This window comes from Heyndrickxia sp. MSNUG, from assembly GCF_049532715.1.
Classification (GTDB): domain Bacteria; phylum Bacillota; class Bacilli; order Bacillales; family Cytobacillaceae; genus Mesobacillus.
Window position 1 is genome coordinate 3,844,340 of record NZ_CP150978.1, and the last position, 18,874, is coordinate 3,863,213.

An 18,874-nucleotide genomic window follows, 5' to 3' on the forward strand; every position below is an offset into this window, starting at 1 on the left:
CCCTCTAATCCCCATAGCCATTCGGATGGGATTGATGCCATGTCCATGCATCTTTGATGATATCCTTAATTGAAGTCTTAGCTGGTTTCCAGCCAAGGTTGTTAGCTGCTTTTTCAGATGAAGCAATTAAGCTGGCTGGATCTCCCGCTCGCCGATTGACAATCACTTCAGGTATCGTGTGTCCTGTAACCGACCTTGCAGCGTCTATTATTTCTAATACTGAAAAACCCTGGCTGCTTCCTAAATTGAATATTTCGCTTTTCCCTCCATCAAGAAGATACTTTAAGGCAAGGATATGCGCTGAAATAAGGTCCTCGACATGGATATAATCTCGGATGCAAGTTCCATCTGGTGTGTCGTAATCGTTCCCGTAAATGGAGATATTCTCCCTTTGACCTGAGGCTACCTGAAGGATTAACGGGATTAAATGTGTTTCTGGTTGATGGTCCTCTCCGATCGTGCCAGAAGGTTCTGCCCCGGCCACGTTGAAATAACGTAAAGCGACAAACTTAAGGCCATGAGCTGCCTCACACCATTTCATCATTTTTTCCATCACTAATTTTGTTTCGCCATATGCATTGGATGGATTCGCCGCCCAGTCCTCAGTAATAGGCATTATCCTTTGTTCCCCATATATAGCTGCTGTCGAGGAAAAAACAATGTGCTTTACTTTAAATTCCTCCATTACCTCCAGTAAAACCTGTGTACCATAGACGTTATTATCAAAATACATCAACGGGCGTTCCATAGATTCGCCAACAATTGAGTTTGCAGCAAAATGCATGACTCCATCAACCTTCACTTCATTGAATACCCGCCGCAAAAAGCTTCTGTCTCTAAGATCTCCCACAAAAAACATAGCGTCTGGATGGAGCGATTTTAAGTGTCCGGTTTGCAAATTATCTATAACAGTAACCTCATACCCCTCTTCTAACAGCTGACGAACAGCGTGCGAGCCAATATAACCCGCTCCTCCAGGTATTAGAATGTTCATGTCGCATCGCCTCCTTTTCAATTTTAAATTTAACTTTGGGTTAAGAGACGGCAGCCTCCATTACAAACATGGGTTGTTTTCAAAAATTCTTGAACTCTTTATTATGCAGAATAGTAGATTCGAGGACTGGCACTACTCATTTTTAAAGACACCACTGGTATACTGATTGGTCTTTTTTCACAGTTATTTAATTGAGATTTCATCTAAGGCAACCTCTTTTGCCCCGTCACCAATACTTGCTGCATAAATCGTCGCTTGATAACCTATTTGCTGTTGATAGGTGCTCCGGACTGCATGGATAAAATTGTCAACTTCCTCCTTTTCCACTACAGCAATGGCGCAACCCCCAAAACCAGCTCCAGTCATTCTCGCTCCTATTAAACCTTTTTGTTTCCAGGCCGTTTCTACTAATGTGTCCAGCTCGATACCGGTTACTTCATAATCATCCCGTAAAGATATATGTGACTGATTCATAAGCTCGCCAAATGTCTTCAGATCTCCATTTTTCAAGGCATCAAGTGCGGACAGAGTTCGGCGGTTTTCATAGACAGCGTGTTTTGCCCTTCTTCTTACAGTCTCATCTTTAATTACATGTTTAGCTGCTTCAAATTCTTCTTCTGTCATTTCACCTAAAGACTGAATAATAATTGCATCCTGCAGTTGCAAAAGGGCACTTTTACATTCACTTCGACGTTCATTATATTTGGAGTCAGCCAGTTCACGGCTTTTATTCGTATTCATAATCAATATGGAATGATTGGATAAATCAATTGGTGCATACGCATACTCTAAAGTTAGGCTGTCTAATAGGATGCCAAATCCTTTTTTTCCCATACCAATAGCAAACTGATCCATGATTCCAGAATTCACGCCGATAAAATCGTTCTCCACTTTTTTCCCAAGCTTCACCATATCCAGCCTATTCATAGTAAACTCGAAAAGACCTTCGATCATGACACCTGTAACCATTTCAATTGAAGCGGAGGAAGATAATCCAGCTCTATTAGGGATATCCCCGCAGTAAATCACATCCATCCCCGAATCAATTGGATATCCAGCTTCTTTTATAAAACGAATCATTCCTTTAGGATAGTTCGCCCAATCATGTTCTTTATGATAAGAAAGGTCATCCAGTGTAAATTCAACAATACCTATATCAGGAAAATTCAACGAATACATCCGGATCAAATCATCCGTACGTTTTCTTGCTAATCCATACGTACCCAGAGTAATGGAACAAGGAAAGCAATTTCCCCCATTGTAGTCAGTGTGCTCCCCGATAAGATTGATCCTCCCTGGAGCAAAAAATAACCTGTTCGCTTCTTGTTCAAATTTCTCTTTGAACGTTGATAGTAGAATTTGATAATTCATTATATGCTCCTCCAAAACTTCCTAACCTATAAGGATTTAAAAAGAGGACCAAAAGAATTCTGGTCCTCCATGGTTATATAGGGATAAATTATTGTTTTACATAACGATCGTAGGCAGATTGCTTCGCCTTTTTGATTTCATCATTTCCCATTGATTTTAGAGTTTCTACATAAGAATCCCATTCTTTATCAATGTCTTTTTGACCAGTGATAAATGCATCTCTCATTTCATCTTTATAAGTCTGAATGTCAGTTGAAGCATTAGATACGATTTCATTTTCTTCAGGAGTCATCCAGAGAATTGGTTCAAATGCCATTGAAATATCAACATCACTCCAAGTTTCCCTTGCCTGTAAGCCTAATTCATCGAGAGTTGCTTTTGTAGCCTCAACAGAAGTAGATGTAATCCATGCAGAGTTTGTATACTTAGTAGCAGCTAAGCCTGGTACATTATCCGGATCTTTCATTACCTTATCTGTGAAGGCTTTCTTTCCGCCTTCCGCAGTGAAAGTATCACCTTCGACACCCCAGTTAAACAGCGTTTCTCCTTCTTCTGTAAATCCATAGTCCAGATATTTCACAATTGCTTCAGGATTTTCAGCCGTTGATGAGATCGCCAAGCCATATGGCTGTGCGATACGTTTTGCTGTTGAGTTAAGCGATGTTGATTTACCATTGTACTCCAAATAAGGAATCGGCTTGAAGGTAAACCCATTTCCAGCATCTGCAGCGAGTTTCATGACTCTGCTTACAGAATCAGAGTTTTCAATCATACCCGCACTTTGGCCATCAACAAGGTGTTTGTCATAGATATCGCCTTCCCAGGTTAAAAAGTCCTTATCCATCAGTCCTTCTTCGTATAGCTTGTTGAACCATTTCAATGCTTCTTTATACTTGTCAGTTGCTGGACCATATTCTACTTTGTCACCTTCTAAATACCAATCATCTGCTACTCCAAAACCATAGAACAGCTTATACATTTGGCTTGGGTAACCTGTTAGACCAACAAACTTCTTATCACCGCTAACCTTTTGATCTTTCATCTTTTTCAATACTTCATACAGTTCATCATTCGTTTTTGGAACATCTGCTCCAACTTTCTCTAACCAATCTTGTCTTAAAGCAAGGCCTTCACTCTGGTTTAAGAACTTATCCAATGTAATCCATGGCATATAGAACATTCTGCCTTCTGGATCAACCAATTGTTTCTTTAAATCCTTATTTCCTTCGATTAACTTATATAAGTTAGGGGCATTATCTTTAAGAAGAGGATAGATATCTATTATTCTTCCTGCATCATAATATTGGATTGCTCTTTCAGGATTCCATCTGTACCAAATCGCATCTTCCATTTCACCAGAAGTCATCATTAGGTTGAAGGCTTCAACAGCATCTCCAGTTGGATGGACGTATTCTACATCTACACCAGTTCTTTTCTCCATTTCCTGATAGGCAAGAACCTCATCATAGCTTTTACCGCCCCAAACCTCTACAGCACCAAGCCATGTCCATATACTAAATGTAGACAGCTTTTCCTCTTGCCCTTTATCTTTATCAGTATCTTTTTGTTTAGGTCCCGAAGTTTTATCGCTTTGGCATCCAACCACGGATAATGCAAGAATTACAGTGACAATCATACTCAATAATGCTTTCCACTTTTTCATCTGCACATTTCCCCCTCGAATTATCATGATTTAGCTGGTACTCTATTCTTTTAATGATCCAAGCATGACCCCCTTTACAAAATATTTTTGAATAAATGGATACACTAACAAGATTGGAATGGTACTTACAATAATCGTTGCATATTTCAGGTTTTTAGCTACCTGGTGGGTGACATTCGCGGAATTGCCGCCAAAATCAGCTACCCTTCCCTGGATCAAGATTTCCCTCAATATTAACTGGAGAGGATAGAGTTCTCTATTTTGCAGATAGATAGATGCAGAGAACCATGAGTTCCAATGCCCAACCGCATAGAATAAAACCATAACTGCCAGAATAGGTTTTGCTGTCGGTAATATAACCCTGAACAAAATCTGAAAATCATTTGCTCCATCAATCCGCGCTGATTCTTCTAAACTTACAGGCAAGCCCATAAAATAGGTTCTCATCATAATAAGATTCCACGCAGACATTGCTCCTGGAAGCAATAATGCCCAGATTGTGTTATACAGTCCAAGATTTTGGACAACCATAAAACTCGGGATTAAGCCTCCACTGAAGAACATGGTTAAAACAATCCCAAACATGATGATTTTTCTTCCCTTTAGCCACTTTCTGGACAGTCCATATGCTGCGAAGATGGTCAATATCATATTAATTGCCGTTCCAAGGATTACATAGAATATGGTATTTCTTAACCCAGTCAGGATCATTTCATTTTGGAAAACCGCTTTATAGCTCTCTAATGTGAAACCTTTTGGAAATAACATGAATGTCCCATGTTTAGCTATTTCAGATACGGAACTTAAGGAGGCTACAAAAATATAATAGAGTGGATAGAAGGTCGCGATCATCAGTAATGACAATAGTAAATATACAAATGCATCAAAAACCTTTTCTCCAAATGTTTTTTTATATCTCATTGATTATCACCACGCTTACCATAGGCTATTGTCAGAAACTTTTCGGCTAATAGTGTTTGCTATTATCAAGAGGATGAAGTTGACAATAGTATTAAAAAGACCGACAGCCGTAGCAAAACTGAACGAGGAATCTTCTATCCCTTTTCGATACACATAAGTGGATATGACATCCGCGGTTTCGTATGTTAATGGCTGGTATAAAAGGAGGATTTTTTCAAAACCCGAACTTAGCAAATTACCTATCGTTAATATTAATAAGATGACAATTGTCGGCTTTATTGCCGGCAATGTAATATGCCACATTTTCCTGAAACGTCCTGCACCATCCATCTCTGCCGCTTCATACAGGTTAGGGTCAACAGCTGACAATGCCGCGAAATAGATGATTGAACTCCAGCCAATTGACTGCCATATATCACTTGTTACGTAAATTGTGCGAAAGTACTCTGGAATCTGCAAAAATGAAATCGATTCGCTTCCTAGGATCTCCCGCATTTGATTAATGATTCCCTCAGTCGCTGTGAAATCTTTAATAATACCTACGATAACTACAATAGAGATAAAGTGGGGAATATAAGTGACTGTTTGAACCGTTCGCTTAAACCAGCTCTTTCTGACCTCATTAAGAAGCAATGCCAATATAATGGGAGCTGGGAATCCAAATATGAGGAGCCAGAAATTTAATAGAAATGTATTTTTAATCAATCTCCAGAAATAAAAACTGTTAAAGAAATCAGTGAAATGCTTAAATCCTACCCACGGGCTTTCAAAAAAGCCCAGGCCGGGAATATACTTCTGAAAGGCTATAACAATCCCAACCATTGGCCAGTATTGGAAAACCAGGTAGTAGATAATTACTGGCAACAACATTAAATAGACATATTTCCCTCTGTTAAAATCCTTTTTGATTCTTGCCATGAGTTTCGGTTTCGGATCAGGCTGAATGATCATCTGTTCAGATTTTGTGACATTTATTTGACTCATAGGCTACACCTCTCTTCTAGAAAGCACCAACATAATGAGAAACTGCAAGAGTATGAGAAATCAGCTATTTAACTACATACTCCTGGTATAAAACTAATTAAACATCAATCCATCCAGCCATAAAATGTAGTTTCCTCCAATTGAATGAAAGCTGAATTGAATATAATTCATTTCATTCAATGATGGTTTACCTACCTGATGCCTGTGCCAGCTTTTACACTTATCCAATGGCATTTGGAAATATGTCCAGCCAGTTCTCGCTTCGGAAGGCATTATTGCCCAGTTCGTTCTAAACTCGACAGGGATATACTCAATGTAATTCTCTGAATCTGTTGCCAGCCTCACGATAGGAAACTGATAATCTACAAAGCCATCACGTGTTTCGTGGTCAAACTTCATCCAGAATGACAGATGTGATTTATCCTTCAAATTCCAGCCTGCATTTTTGGTTTTCGGGAATTGAATTCTTCCCAATTCATCGTTCGATGCTAATTTGATTGATTCATTACCGCAGACAAAGTTGTCCCCGTCTGAAGTCACTCTGGAAAAACGATATTCAGAACTTGCAGAGACACCCCATTCTTTTGCATCTTGACCAAATTTTTCACCTTCTTCTGTCACATAAACATCAAACCATGCCAGATCGGCCAGCTTTCCATTATGGACTGTCAATCCAACTCGATAGAATCCTGGTTTGTCATATGTGTGCTGGCAGGCTGCACTTGTTTGAATCTCTCCATCACCCATATCCCATCGGAATGACAATGGAAAGCCCTTAGGATCTAAGCTGCCCGTTGCATCAAAGCCTACTGCTTTATTTACATAGATCACTTTGGAAGAAATAGAGGCATTTGCAATCGGTGCGCACTCACTAATATCTGCTGTCCTTTCAAAACAATTGGAAACGTTCTCATCTTTCTTGATATCTCCCAGTTTGTTGCCGGAAAACTCATTTCCCGCAATATCAATCCAATTTGCATGTTTGAGATAAATACCGTACGTTTCATTATCGATGATTCTATTTCCCTGGATGATCCAGTGATACGATTCATAGTCTTTTTTAAATCTGATCGCTACACCTGAGCTCTTATTATCATGAATATAATTATCCTTCATCACAAAATGGCTGCTGCTTCCATTTACTACTGCAATTCCGGCATTTCCAAAATCCTCAGGAGCATTTGATCTCCGTAATCCGTTGTAGGCCGCTTCATTCCCTATGAGAACTGTGTGGTCAGAACCCCCAAGCCAAAAACCATAGCTTGAATGGTTCCCTTTATTGTTAATAAAAGTATTCCCAGTGTCCCATACTTCCCAGGCATTATTATGGGCAAAAGATGCGTCGTTTCCTTCAAAGTAGTTCCCTGTACTTAGTACGCCATTTAGTGAGCGAATGAAAACGCCATCTCCGCCATAGGTAAAATCATTGTGCAGGAATCTGTTATTGTTGGATCCGGTTTCAATCAATACAGAAGTTGAGTCGCGCGCATGTACCTCGCCTGGCGCAATCCTTATCCCATGACTCATGACATTGTTGATTACCTCATTATGCGAAGAGCGCCACATTTTCAAACATACATTAGTACAGTGAGAAATTTCATTATCCGAAATTTCATTGTGATTGCAGTTCAGCAAATTTAAACCATTCCAGACATTGTTTCCTTTATTGTTCAGGATTTTGCTTTGCTCTACATTTTCCAAAAAGAGAGCTCCATGTGGCTCGCCATCACCCCAGCCATAATCAGGATCTGTAAAATTATCAGAGAAATCGTTGTGTTCAATGACAAAACCAGTCCCATTCATTACTTTACAGCCCAAAAGGAATCCCTTAATCGAAAGGTTCCTTATAACAACATCTGAATGACCATTGGAATATAGACCGGTTCCTCTAAAACTATATTTCTTTTCCAGTCTCCCAGGAGCTATTATCACTGCCCCATTACCGTTGATTGTAATTCCGCTCTTTCCGATGATCAGTCCCTTGCCAGACTTAAATTCATACACACCGGGAGCAAAAGTAGTATCTTCTGTAAGGACCATTCCTTCTTTTGGCTCAACTAGTTTTGTACTTACCGTACTCACCCAGATCCCTCCTTGTTAAAGAAAATTGACGCTATCAACTTTTATAATATTTAGAATTTTAAAAATATCTTCCTTTTAGTATAAGGTAAGGTATTTCGGTAATACACCTATGAAGTGAACCATTTTTTGTACAATCTGAACCAAATAATACACTTGATTTTAATAATTGGGACTAATGAATTAATTCGAATCTACAGCTAATACCGGAAACTCAGCAATTCTTAATCTAGCACTTCCATAAGGAATAAGGATGACTTCTTCTTCTGGTTCAATGGATAGCACGGGACTGAGTGGAGGAGTCCCAGCTGAATTCATTTCGATTTTCCATTCTGGAATTCTCCTGCCTTTTCCAATAAGCTTTATTGGTGCATCCTCAGGACAGAAAGGTTGAGTCCCAACCGTTGTCTCTTTCATACTAAACGAATTCTTGATATCCTCTTTATCGATCTTTAATGCATAATTCCAATCGGAGCCAGGAACAACCTCCTGGTTTGGAAACACATTGCTTCCGCTTCTTTTTCTCCAATTTTCTTTTATTTTTAATGCAAAAACCAAAGGGCCTCTAGAAATACCTATTGCATTGTCTGCTCTTCTTACCGTCTCCAGCTCCATAGGCAGATTCAAGGTGATATGATCACCGGACTTCCACTCACGCACAATCGAAATAAATCCATCGATAATATTTTCCACAGCGAAGGATTGCCCGTTTAGTTTCAAAACCGGATACTTGCACCATTTAGGTATTCTTAATTTCAATGGGAAACTGACTGGCCCCTCGGTTTGAACCAGGATTGAAATCGTTTCCTCAAATGGATAATTCGTTTCAACTTGGAGGTTAACTCTTTTTTCTCCTACACTGCCGGTTACTTTACATGCAGCATACGATATCGCGGCGAGTCCTTCATCTGCAGTGGCCATCCACAGGCGGGCCGCAAACTTTGGCCATCCTTGGTGCATATTCGCTGTACAGCAGCCAAAATTCGGCTCTAGTCCAAACATATTGGACTCATCGCCGTTCAACGTCCAATTTCTCCTCGCTTGTGTACACAGGACTTGATTGACCTGCTGATCATATTGATGTCCGTGCCAATCCGCTGTAACCGTAGCAGGCAATGCATTGAATGCCACTTTTTCTAATATGTCTGCGTATTCCCCATTTCCGAAAATCCGTGTCAAATTTTCCAGGGTGAACATATACTCAACTACCGCACAAAGTTCAACCCCCTGACTCGGATGAGTGCCGGCTAACCATTCATCTCCAGAAAACATACCATGTACTTGTCCATGGTACTTCATCAGGCTTCGGATTCCTTTTGCTGCAGCTGCTCTATCCGTCTCACTTTTCGTTTGCAAATAGGATAGTGCTGGATACTTCAAGCTCATAGCTACATTGACCACATGGACCCTGTGGTCGAATCTAGTCTGGTATCGCCAAAAGGGAAAATGTGTATAAATTTCCGTCCAGTCAATTGTTTGTTTACGTATCGTTTCCGACAGATCTATTAACCACTCTTCTCCAGTCCGGTTGTACAGCCACTGAAGGCAAAGCATATTTTCATTTCCCCTTGCTTTTGCCCATTGCTTCAATGGCCTGGCATCAATGTTATCTTTCTGATAGCGGAAATACTTGAGCATGAACGGGATGACCCGTTCATCTTTCGTAACTTCTTCATATTGAATCAGTACTTTCAGCATAACCATACGGCTCCACCAATCTGCATTGGTTGAGGGACCAAATTGTCCGTCAGGCGTCTGGCTTGAAAGAGTCCATTCAATCCAAGGCTGGACTTTATTAATAAGTCCTTCATCCTTTAGTAGATAAGCTAGCGGCAATAATCCATCTAAGTAATATGGACCCCTTTCCCAGCTTTCACCTGTACCACCCAACCATCCACTATTTGGCCCTACATCATCCCAATAGTCGGAAAGCTTTCCTGTAAATCCATTTGCTTGTATTTTAAGCTGGTCCTTCAGCCAGCCTTCAGGTTCGATTGATCCAAGCGGTAATTCTGAAAAGGCCGTTTTTAACAGTATGTTCTGCTGCAGGTTTTCCACTTGTTCCATATTGCTCAACTCCTCATGTACTTTGAATATTGCTGGTTAAACACTATGACTTATTTCAAATATTCTGTAAATTTAAATTAAGTATAATAGCTGGCACTGCTGTTTCCTATAAACAAACTGAACCTTTTTTTGTAATATATGAACATATCATTTGTAAGTTTTTCTATATTAATTCGCGTTTTCTGATAAGATATGGATAGAGATATTTGGAATTTTCCAATAATATCACAACTTTTATTGGAGGACTAAACCTATGACCATTATACAATTTACTGTACCTTCAATACCTCATTACATTATGTGTGGAGAGGATACTTATACCATTAGTCAATACCATCCCAACAGAAGGAATATAGAAGTTTTCGATTTGTTAATTGTGACAAAAGGAGCTTTGTACATAGGGGAAGAGGATCAAAAATGGGAAGTAAAGGCTGGAGAGATTCTAATTTTGCGGCCTGATCGATATCATTATTCTGAACAGAAATGTAAAGAGACCACCCACTTTTACTGGCTTCATTTTCAAACCACTGGAAAATGGTACGAGGTTAAGGATGCAAACACAAAAGAATCAATACATAAAACCCATATCACTCCCTTTCATAAGAGTGAGTTATTTACAATTGAATTGCCAAAGTATTGTACTCTATCAAATCCAAGCGTTTTCTATGAAAAGCTTCGAAATCTATTATTATTAGTTGGAAATGTTTCAAGTAAAGCCCGGCTGCAGGAGCAGGCTATTTTTCAGGAGATCCTGATGCAATTACATCGGGACCATCAGCCAAAGGTAAACTCTAATATTGTCCAGATTGCTGAAAAGGCTGCTGACTTCCTCCAGCAGAATTTCCAAAATCCACTCACCTATGAGCAACTGAGTGAGGTATTGAATTTTCACCCTGCATACATTTCAAGATGTATGAAACAGGTATACGGCTGTACGCCACAAGAATATCTAACGAGGTATCGTATAGAACAATCCAAACTCTTCCTATTGAATACGGATAAATCAGTCAGTGAGATTGCCGAAAAAGTAGGGTTCTCCACCATTTCCTATTTTACCAAAACCTTTTCAAAGGTCTTGAAAATAACTCCTTTAAAGTTTAGAAATCAGTTCAGGTAATATCCAGAATAAAATAAAACCGGGCAATAGCCCGGTCTTTCAATGTTTTCCGACAATCAATGCAGTTCTTTTTCTATCCTGGTTTTCGGAGCCAAGGTAATATCTTCATTTTTCAGTGTGATTACAACTTGATTATCTCCTTCATTTTCCAGAAGGATTTTCTCTGTATTCAGCGTAAACCTAATCCTATTCCCTTTCCAAAGGTAAGGAAATGAGATTTCCTGTACAAAGCTTGGCATGAGTGGTTTCAGCTCTAATTTTTCCGACTGTACGGCATTCCTGACACCACAAAAACCATGAATGATCGCCTGCCATATTCCGCCCGCATTCGCAATATGTATTCCCTCTGCTGCTCCAAGCTTATTTAAGTCCAGATCAAGCCCAGCTGTCTGGAGAAAGAACCTTTCAGCTTCTTCCTGATTTCGAATCCACGATGCAATGATTGAGTGTGTAGATGGAGATAAAGAAGAATCATGGGTGGTGATCGGCTCGTAATAATAATAGGCAGATTTCATCTCTTCTTCTGTAAATCCGTTTGGAAAGAGCATCAAAAGTGTAAGAATATCTGCTTGTTTCAAGCATTTGGAACGGTACATTTTCTCCTGTGATATGTAGTGTCCAAATGGTTTTGAGCGGTCTTTCCACACTGCATTAAAATCAATTTCCTCATAGCTTTCAAAGTCTTCTGATTGAAGGATTAAATTCCGGTTCTCATCTTTTGGAAATACCAGCCCTCCCAGTAGTGTTTCAAACTGTTGATATTCCTCGTCGGTAATTTTCAACTTCTTTTGTAATGAAAGATAATTGTTTTGATCATATTCTTTTATTAATCTAGCTGCTTCAGACACTATTCCAAGGTTGAATTTAACTAGATAATTAGTAAAAGCGTTATTTTTTGAAAATGGGGAGTACTCATCCGGTCCCATTACACCTGATAACTCATAGACACCTGAGTCATTCTTATAAACACGGCTCACCCAATATCGTGCAGTCTCTACTAAAATCTCAAACCCATGGTCCATTAAAAACTTAAAATCACCTGTTGCCTTATAATAGTGCCATAAGCCATATGCGACATCAGCGGTAATATGAACCTCATGATCTGCATACTGCCAGTTTGGGCACTGCTCTTCACCAGTCAGACCCGATTCCCACGCATAACGCGCACCTTTATAGCCATACGCGGCAGCATTCTGCTTTGCTCCCTGTAGTGTGTTATAACGGTATAACACCAGGTTTTTGGCTGCCTCAGGGTTTGTATAGATGAAGAATGGCAATAAATATATTTCTGTGTCCCAGAAATAACGTCCGAAATAGGCTTCTCCCGCATGTCCTTTGGCATCTATGGCGACTCGCGGATCTTTGCGGACATTGCTTCTTAATAAATGATACAGGCTAAAGCGGACAGAAATTTGAAGCTGGTCATTCCCTTTTAATTCTATATCACTTTGCAGCCATAAGTTCTCCCATACTGCTGTATGTTTATTTTTCAATAGTTCATACGTGATTCCAGCGTGCTCCTTCAGCGTTTCCTTTACAGTTACATACGGATCACTTCCATGCAAATCCCGACTGGTCGCTATGGCGCAAAGTTTAGTAAAGTCATGGGATGAATGAGAATCACAATCCATTACTGTTTCGAAAAAGATATGGTTATTCTCCTGTTTTACATTCCAGAGATTTTCACCCTTGGATAAAATCATTGCTCCCTGTACAACTTGCTGCCCCTTATCGGTGAGTACTTCTGTTTGTATAAAGCCATTTTCTTCTGATGACTTGAATGATGTAAAATGATTATAACCATTTGTCCTGACATTTCCATTGATACCTGCTGCTACCTTTAATTTACCGCTTCCCTTTTGGAAGTCCAGCTTTACCCTTTGCACACATAAATGGTCGCAATCCATTGAAACAAGTCGCTCGAAGGACACTTTTACTTCCTGTCCCTCCTTTGTCTTCCAAAGAAAGCTGCGGATCAATGTTCCATCTTGCATATTGAGTGACCGACTATACTCACTGATTGTGCAGTCTTCCATGCTTAGCTGTTCCTCATCGAGCCACATCTTAAATTCGAGCATCCAGGGAAGGTTGACCATTACCTCTTTCAGCAGCGGGTGCACACCTGCAACACCAGGTACATAGGTACCCCATTTTGACACCATGAGGTTGGACTTTTCCAGGGACACATTCATGGGCAATCTCATATATTCCTCAGCCTGATTCTCATCTTTTAGCCCTTCTTCAAAAGAGCCTCTCACCGATAAATAGCCATTCCCGGTAGTAAACACTCCTTCAAAGTGTTTATAGTGATTGACTTTGAAAGCGGCCTCCTGAATCAGCCAATTATTCTCTTGTATTAGTGAAACTTGACTCATGTCCTGTCACCTTCTTTATAGAAATGAAACCGTCATAATTTCCCATGGATCCAGCTTAACACTGACGATTGTCTGATTATCCTTTGATTGGGAGCTTAATTCTTCAAGGGTATTTCCGGCAAAGTCATCTGCAGTTACTCTGGAAAATCCATGGTTGATCGTCATGTTTGCAGATTGAATATGTTCACTTGAATAATTCATGAACCTGACTTTTAAATGATCATCCTCACGATAGAATGCAGATAACAGAATTCTTTCATCTTCAAAATTCAAAAGATTGTTTATTGCTGCTCTTTCGGTCGTTTCAACTACTGGATAAATGGCTCTCGCTGCCTTGGAAGCTTTTGCGCTTTCCCAAGGAGTTTGTGTACCGAAATTCAAAGTAAATGTCCAAGTATAATCTCCGAACACTTTATCCCTTGCTAGCAAATGCTTGATTGTGCCCGCTTCATTTAATCTTTCTAAAGTGACCTTTTGAACGCCAGGATGGATCAATGTGAAGCCAGTATCTTTACCAGCAACACGTATATAGGTGTTTGCGTAAATGTCATCTATTTCGGTTTTTTCTTCACCAAAAGGGAAATCACGATAGTACTCCGCATCTGAAATATGATGTTTAAAGGCTGCATGGCAGTTAAGTGACAAATTAACTCCGGTATAGAAGTAAGATTGACATTTAACCTCTTTGGTTTGATGGTTGATGAACACCCTTGCTTCAGCAAATGCCACTGGCGTCTCGGTCGTATGCAGGGTCACTAAATCACAATGAAGCAACAGGACACTTTCAAACTCATTCTTCTTTTCTACACAAGCTTTAACCCGAGATAAGGAAATTTGATCTGGACAATGAGTTGTTCCATCAAAGGCAAATGTAAATATTTCATGTGCGGGACTTAACGCGGGATACATGCTTGTATGTTCATTCTGTTTTGCAATAGGTCCAGTAAAGCCAGTAAATTCAATTGTTTCACTTGTTTTCTTTTCCGTTATGCCAATACTCCAGCTGCCCTTTTTCCAGCTGATTTTAAAGTTTTCATCCTCGATCCAGTCTTCACCATACAAAACCTGGTTCTTGCTTTCTTTCTTTCCTCTTTCTTGTTCGACAATATTGACAGTAGTTGCTCCAAGAGCAGGTAGTTCCAGGGCCATTAAGCCTTTTACTTTCCCGTTTTCCTCACTGGTGATCACAAATGGAACTTCCTCTCCATCCTTCATCATTACATAATCACCATGCACTTTTTCCATTTCAAATGGAACCGTCTGATAGGAAGCAACACCATTATAATTTGAAACTACCAAGGTTGATGTATCTTCATCATGGGGATACAGACTTTCAATTTGTTTCTTGCAAGAAGAGATGATGTCATAGTATTTCTTTACACCATAAGATCCCGCTTTTGTTTCAATTCCATCCTCTGTAAATGCCCGATAACCTCTGGCAGCCGAAAAATCATGGTTCTGTAAAATAAGGAACTGTTTCCACAGTCTATTAAGTATTTCTTGATCATTATTTGAAGGGGATTTTAAACTAATTAATGCAACTAGTGTTTCATATGCAAGGAGCGATTGCTCCACGATCTGATCCACCATGATGACCTTATCGCCATCGTAGCCCCAGCCACCATCCTGGTACCAGTTATTTTTATAGTTGGATTTGTCCAATGGAATATAGATGGATTGCAATTGTCGGCCTGGCAGTTCATAATCAAAATATTCCTGGAGAGTGACGGCCTTACCTCCCCATTCCTCGACGTGTTTGATGCCTTTTTCAAATGGATCAGCGCTTGCTCCCCAGTCCATTCCAGGAGGCCAGATCTCTACCCACTGAAATAAGAGCGGCCTCTGATAATCTTTTAATCTTTCTTTATACTCACTATATCCAGTATATTGGCGAACACAGGAAACCATGAGGTCATTTGCCGGAACTGCAGGAACCTCAGTACCGTCAATCCCTTTCCAGCTGATCATAGCTTCGTTCAAAGGCATAGCTTGACCAGAATTTTGATTTTGCAATGACGCATACTGGAATCCACTTTTCAATAGAAGCTGTGGCAATTGTGGATGGAACCACTGCTCCTCAACTAAAAAGGCACGAATATCATAGTCCAAAACTTCCTTGATCGCTTTCTTTCCAAATGTCAGGTGACGGATGTTTGGCTCCCATCCATAATCCTGGCCAAAGGGCTGGCCATATGTTCCGCCATCTACCGCTGCCTTCCCATCTGATATATACTTTTTAAGTCTATCGATACATGATGGATCTTCTTTTTCCACCTCTTCATAGGAATAGGCATCAAGTTCCATCGATACCTTCAGCCCTGGATAATCATCAGCTGCATCCAGCATTTTATGTATCGTATAAGCCGTAGAAAAAGTCCTGTTATATTTTTTCCCGCCATACCAGCCTGATGGGAAGGCAAATCCAATCCCTCCCTGTGTCCAATGATTACAAAAGAAATAATAAAAGTTTGGTTTTGACATTCTTCATGACTCCTTCAACTATATTTTTTAGTTCGTTAAATTCACCATAGGCTCAGGTTTTTCACAGGTACTTTCCAGTTCAATATGGATTCCTCTATTTGATGATTCCAAAATACTATGCATGATATCAAGTACATGGTAAGCCAATCCTTCATTGGCTCTGTGCTTGCTTCCCTTCAGGATGGAGCAAGCCATATCCGAAACCCCGATTCCTCTGCTATTTTCCCTAAACCCAAAGCTTAACGGCTGATTGACCCACTCTGTGCTATTTTTTTTCCGGATTTGAATAGGTCCGTCATATCCATTCGGGTCAGGTACAAGCATTGTCCCTTCCGTTCCATAAATCTCAATGCATGGCAGCTTTGTATGCCATACATCAAAACTGGTCACTAAATGTCCTACTGCTCCATTTTCAAACTTCAACAATCCGTTTATATGAGTTGGCGTTTCGACTCTTATCGTTTCACCCAAATATGGTCTGCTGGTAATGGTTCTTTCAGGAAATGTCATGCTCGACATTGCTGTTACTTGTTTAACAGGACCAATTAAATGAACCAGAGCTGTTAAGTAATATGGGCCCATATCGAATAATGGACCTCCTCCGTATTGGTAATAAAAATGGGGAGCAGGGTGCCAATTTTCATGTCCATGACAAAGCATAGAAGCATGAGCTGCAATCGGTTTCCCAATCTCGCCTTTATCAATCAGCTCTCGCGCTGTTTGTATTGCACCACCAAGGAAAGTATCCGGAGCACAGCCGATCCTGACTTTATTTTTCTTTGCTAGTGTGATTAACTTTTTTGCATCGTCTTTTTCGATAGTAAGGGGTTTCTCTACATAAACGTGTTTATTCTTAGAGATTATCTGCTGAGACACCGAATAATGCCGATCGGGCGTCGTCAGGTTCACAATCAGATCGATCCCATTATGACGCAGGATTTCTTCGGGCGTATACACATTTGTAATTGCGTATTTCTCTGCTTGAAGCCTTGCTTTTTCAAGATTTATATCAGAAAGTGCGATTAATTCAACATAGTCATATTTTTTGAGATTCTCTATGTATATGCTGCTTATATTTCCGCATCCAATTATGCCAGCCTTCAATTTTCCAGCACCCAAATCACTTCCCCCTTTCATTCAGCAGCGGCCCAAAGAATGCCGTTCTTCACGAGTTTATAGCAATCTTCAATTTTTATATCTTCTGGATTATGACCAATTGAACAGTAGAATACCTTTCCCTTCCCATATGTCTTTGTCCATGCAACCGGCATTTGGATCTGATCAAATTCAGTAGCTGCAAGAATATGGATTGCCGGGTCAATATGCATATAGTAAAGCTCCGACCTGACTTTAAAATCACTAATATCCTTTGTAATACAATGTTCTCTATCTTTAATTCCGACTATATATTCAACGTCCTGCCCTCCTGGATGCGCTACAAATTGCCCTCCTGCCATGAATTGATACTCTGTCTCATTCCTGAATGCGTCTCCCATTCCTCCATGAATTCCGGCTGCTCCGGCACCCTCTTTAATTGCGTGAAGCATCGCTGCCAAAGCTTCAGCTGGAATCTCGCCCATCGTCCAATTTGGAATGATGATTTGATAATCTTTTAGATCGTACTCCGTATGAAAAGTGGATATAGATTGACTTACATCCACCTCATACCCTTGTTCCGTTAACATTAATTTGAATATTCCGGTAATTTTTTGCGGATGATGGCCTTCCCATCCTCCACTTATGATCAAGGCTCTTTTCATTGCACATCTCCTCGCTGTTAAGATATGAAGTTAAAAAATGACCCCACTATGCAGGATAATATTTGCATACGGAGAGCATTCACCCGTCCGTATTACCGCCTTCGCTTTTTTAGTCAGAATCTTAAGCTCTTCATGAGTGACATACTCCATGTTGTTTAAATAACCGCTTCTTTCAATTTCTTTAAGAAGTTCACCGTTATTCGTTTTAATTTCTAAGGCTAAAATGGCTTTTTCCACTACAAAGTCGTCCAAAATAGTTGTTAAAACTTCTAAAAATGAGGGGACTCCTTTGGTTAAAGCTAAATCAATCCTCTTTGTTTCATCTGGAATAGGAAGTCCGCAATCAGCTATGACAATATAGTCTGTATGCCCCATCCTCGCGAGGACATTCGCAATTTCACTATTAAGCACTCCGTTTTTTTTCATAAACACCTCATATATTCTCTACATTCGTAGTTATTTTTTCTGCTTTTTGGAATGTTGACAAGCAAATCATATATATAAAATAAGCTGTTGTACTGCCTATTATTAAAATCGAGATTGGGAATGAAATCAAAAGCAAGTATGAACAATAAAGAATGACTAATGATATTACTAAATTCAAAGGTTTTAAGATAGCTAAATAAAAAGAGTTCTTAATGGTGTGGAGCACGCTGTTCTTATAATGGACCATGACCGGAAAAAGATAGATTGATACAATCGTATATACTGATACCATAATCAATAACAAGAACTGTAAGAATACATTTCCTCCTACTAGCGTGAAATCAAGATATAATGCTGCTCCTAGAGCAGTCCATATTAAACCGATTAAACTGCTTTGGATAAAGTTTTCTTTAAATAACACAAAATACGTTTTAAGCAATGGAGGTTCTTTCTCCATCTTCCACTTCCTTACAACCCCAAACAGTGCAGCTGTTGCTGGAAAGATTGTAATGACTGGCAAACACATAAGAAGCCATAGGAGGTTAAGTAAGACAAAATCTACTATTGTATTAAGTTTCTCATATAGTTTGCTATCCAAAATATTCATTACTGCTCTCTCCTTTATGTTCAGCGACC

General features: G+C 39.8%; 14 protein-coding genes. 1 reads left to right on the top strand and 13 read right to left on the bottom strand.

Annotated elements, in window-relative coordinates:
* Positions 1–4 precede the first annotated feature (4 nt).
* From galE to AABM38_RS19405, 7 genes are all read right to left on the bottom strand, one after another.
* The gene (gene galE, locus AABM38_RS19375; protein WP_423407827.1) at positions 5–994 is read right to left on the bottom strand and encodes a UDP-glucose 4-epimerase GalE; all 990 of its coding nucleotides are present in this window, start codon (positions 992–994) and stop codon (positions 5–7) included.
* 183 nt (positions 995–1,177) lie between these two features.
* Positions 1,178–2,365: a galactokinase gene (locus AABM38_RS19380; RefSeq protein WP_423407828.1), complete on the bottom strand. Its 1,188-nt coding sequence runs from the start codon at positions 2,363–2,365 to the stop codon at positions 1,178–1,180.
* Positions 2,366–2,453: 88 nt separating this feature from the next.
* The gene (locus tag AABM38_RS19385; protein ID WP_423407829.1) at positions 2,454–4,028 is read right to left on the bottom strand and encodes a DUF3502 domain-containing protein; all 1,575 of its coding nucleotides are present in this window, start codon (positions 4,026–4,028) and stop codon (positions 2,454–2,456) included.
* 42 nt (positions 4,029–4,070) lie between these two features.
* Positions 4,071–4,949, bottom strand: a complete 879-nt coding sequence (locus AABM38_RS19390; protein ID WP_423407830.1) for a carbohydrate ABC transporter permease — start codon at positions 4,947–4,949, stop codon at positions 4,071–4,073.
* Between the two features lie 15 nt (positions 4,950–4,964).
* Positions 4,965–5,933, bottom strand: coding sequence for an ABC transporter permease (locus AABM38_RS19395; RefSeq protein WP_423407831.1), 969 nt, complete (start codon positions 5,931–5,933; stop codon positions 4,965–4,967).
* 93 nt (positions 5,934–6,026) lie between these two features.
* Positions 6,027–8,015 carry a right-handed parallel beta-helix repeat-containing protein gene (locus tag AABM38_RS19400; RefSeq protein ID WP_423407832.1) on the bottom strand — a complete coding sequence of 663 codons (1,989 nt, stop codon included), beginning with the start codon at positions 8,013–8,015 and terminating at the stop codon, positions 6,027–6,029.
* 180 nt (positions 8,016–8,195) lie between these two features.
* Entirely contained in the window at positions 8,196–10,079 is a 1,884-nt protein-coding gene (locus AABM38_RS19405) for a beta-L-arabinofuranosidase domain-containing protein (RefSeq protein ID WP_423407833.1), read from the bottom strand.
* Between the two features lie 253 nt (positions 10,080–10,332).
* Here AABM38_RS19405 and AABM38_RS19410 point away from each other — a divergent pair, with 253 nt between their 5' ends.
* Complete coding sequence (locus AABM38_RS19410) at positions 10,333–11,196, top strand: helix-turn-helix transcriptional regulator (protein ID WP_423407834.1); 864 nt, start codon at positions 10,333–10,335, stop codon at positions 11,194–11,196.
* Positions 11,197–11,252: 56 nt separating this feature from the next.
* Here the strand turns inward: AABM38_RS19410 and AABM38_RS19415 are convergent, their stop codons facing one another.
* The 6 genes from AABM38_RS19415 to AABM38_RS19440 are packed head-to-tail and all read right to left on the bottom strand — an operon-like array spanning position 11,253 to position 18,845.
* Positions 11,253–13,571 (bottom strand): glycoside hydrolase family 65 protein, encoded by a 2,319-nt coding sequence (locus tag AABM38_RS19415; protein ID WP_423407835.1) that lies wholly within the window; start codon positions 13,569–13,571, stop codon positions 11,253–11,255.
* Between the two features lie 15 nt (positions 13,572–13,586).
* Positions 13,587–16,052 (bottom strand): hypothetical protein, encoded by a 2,466-nt coding sequence (locus AABM38_RS19420; protein ID WP_423407836.1) that lies wholly within the window; start codon positions 16,050–16,052, stop codon positions 13,587–13,589.
* A gap of 27 nt (positions 16,053–16,079) precedes the next feature.
* Positions 16,080–17,171, bottom strand: coding sequence for a Gfo/Idh/MocA family protein (locus tag AABM38_RS19425; protein WP_423407837.1), 1,092 nt, complete (start codon positions 17,169–17,171; stop codon positions 16,080–16,082).
* A gap of 14 nt (positions 17,172–17,185) precedes the next feature.
* Positions 17,186–17,812, bottom strand: coding sequence for a ThuA domain-containing protein (locus AABM38_RS19430; RefSeq protein ID WP_423407838.1), 627 nt, complete (start codon positions 17,810–17,812; stop codon positions 17,186–17,188).
* A gap of 30 nt (positions 17,813–17,842) precedes the next feature.
* Positions 17,843–18,238 carry a D-ribose pyranase gene (rbsD, locus tag AABM38_RS19435; protein WP_423407839.1) on the bottom strand — a complete coding sequence of 132 codons (396 nt, stop codon included), beginning with the start codon at positions 18,236–18,238 and terminating at the stop codon, positions 17,843–17,845.
* Positions 18,239–18,245: 7 nt separating this feature from the next.
* Positions 18,246–18,845: a YesL family protein gene (locus AABM38_RS19440; protein WP_423407840.1), complete on the bottom strand. Its 600-nt coding sequence runs from the start codon at positions 18,843–18,845 to the stop codon at positions 18,246–18,248.
* Between the last annotated feature and the right edge of the window lie 29 nt (positions 18,846–18,874).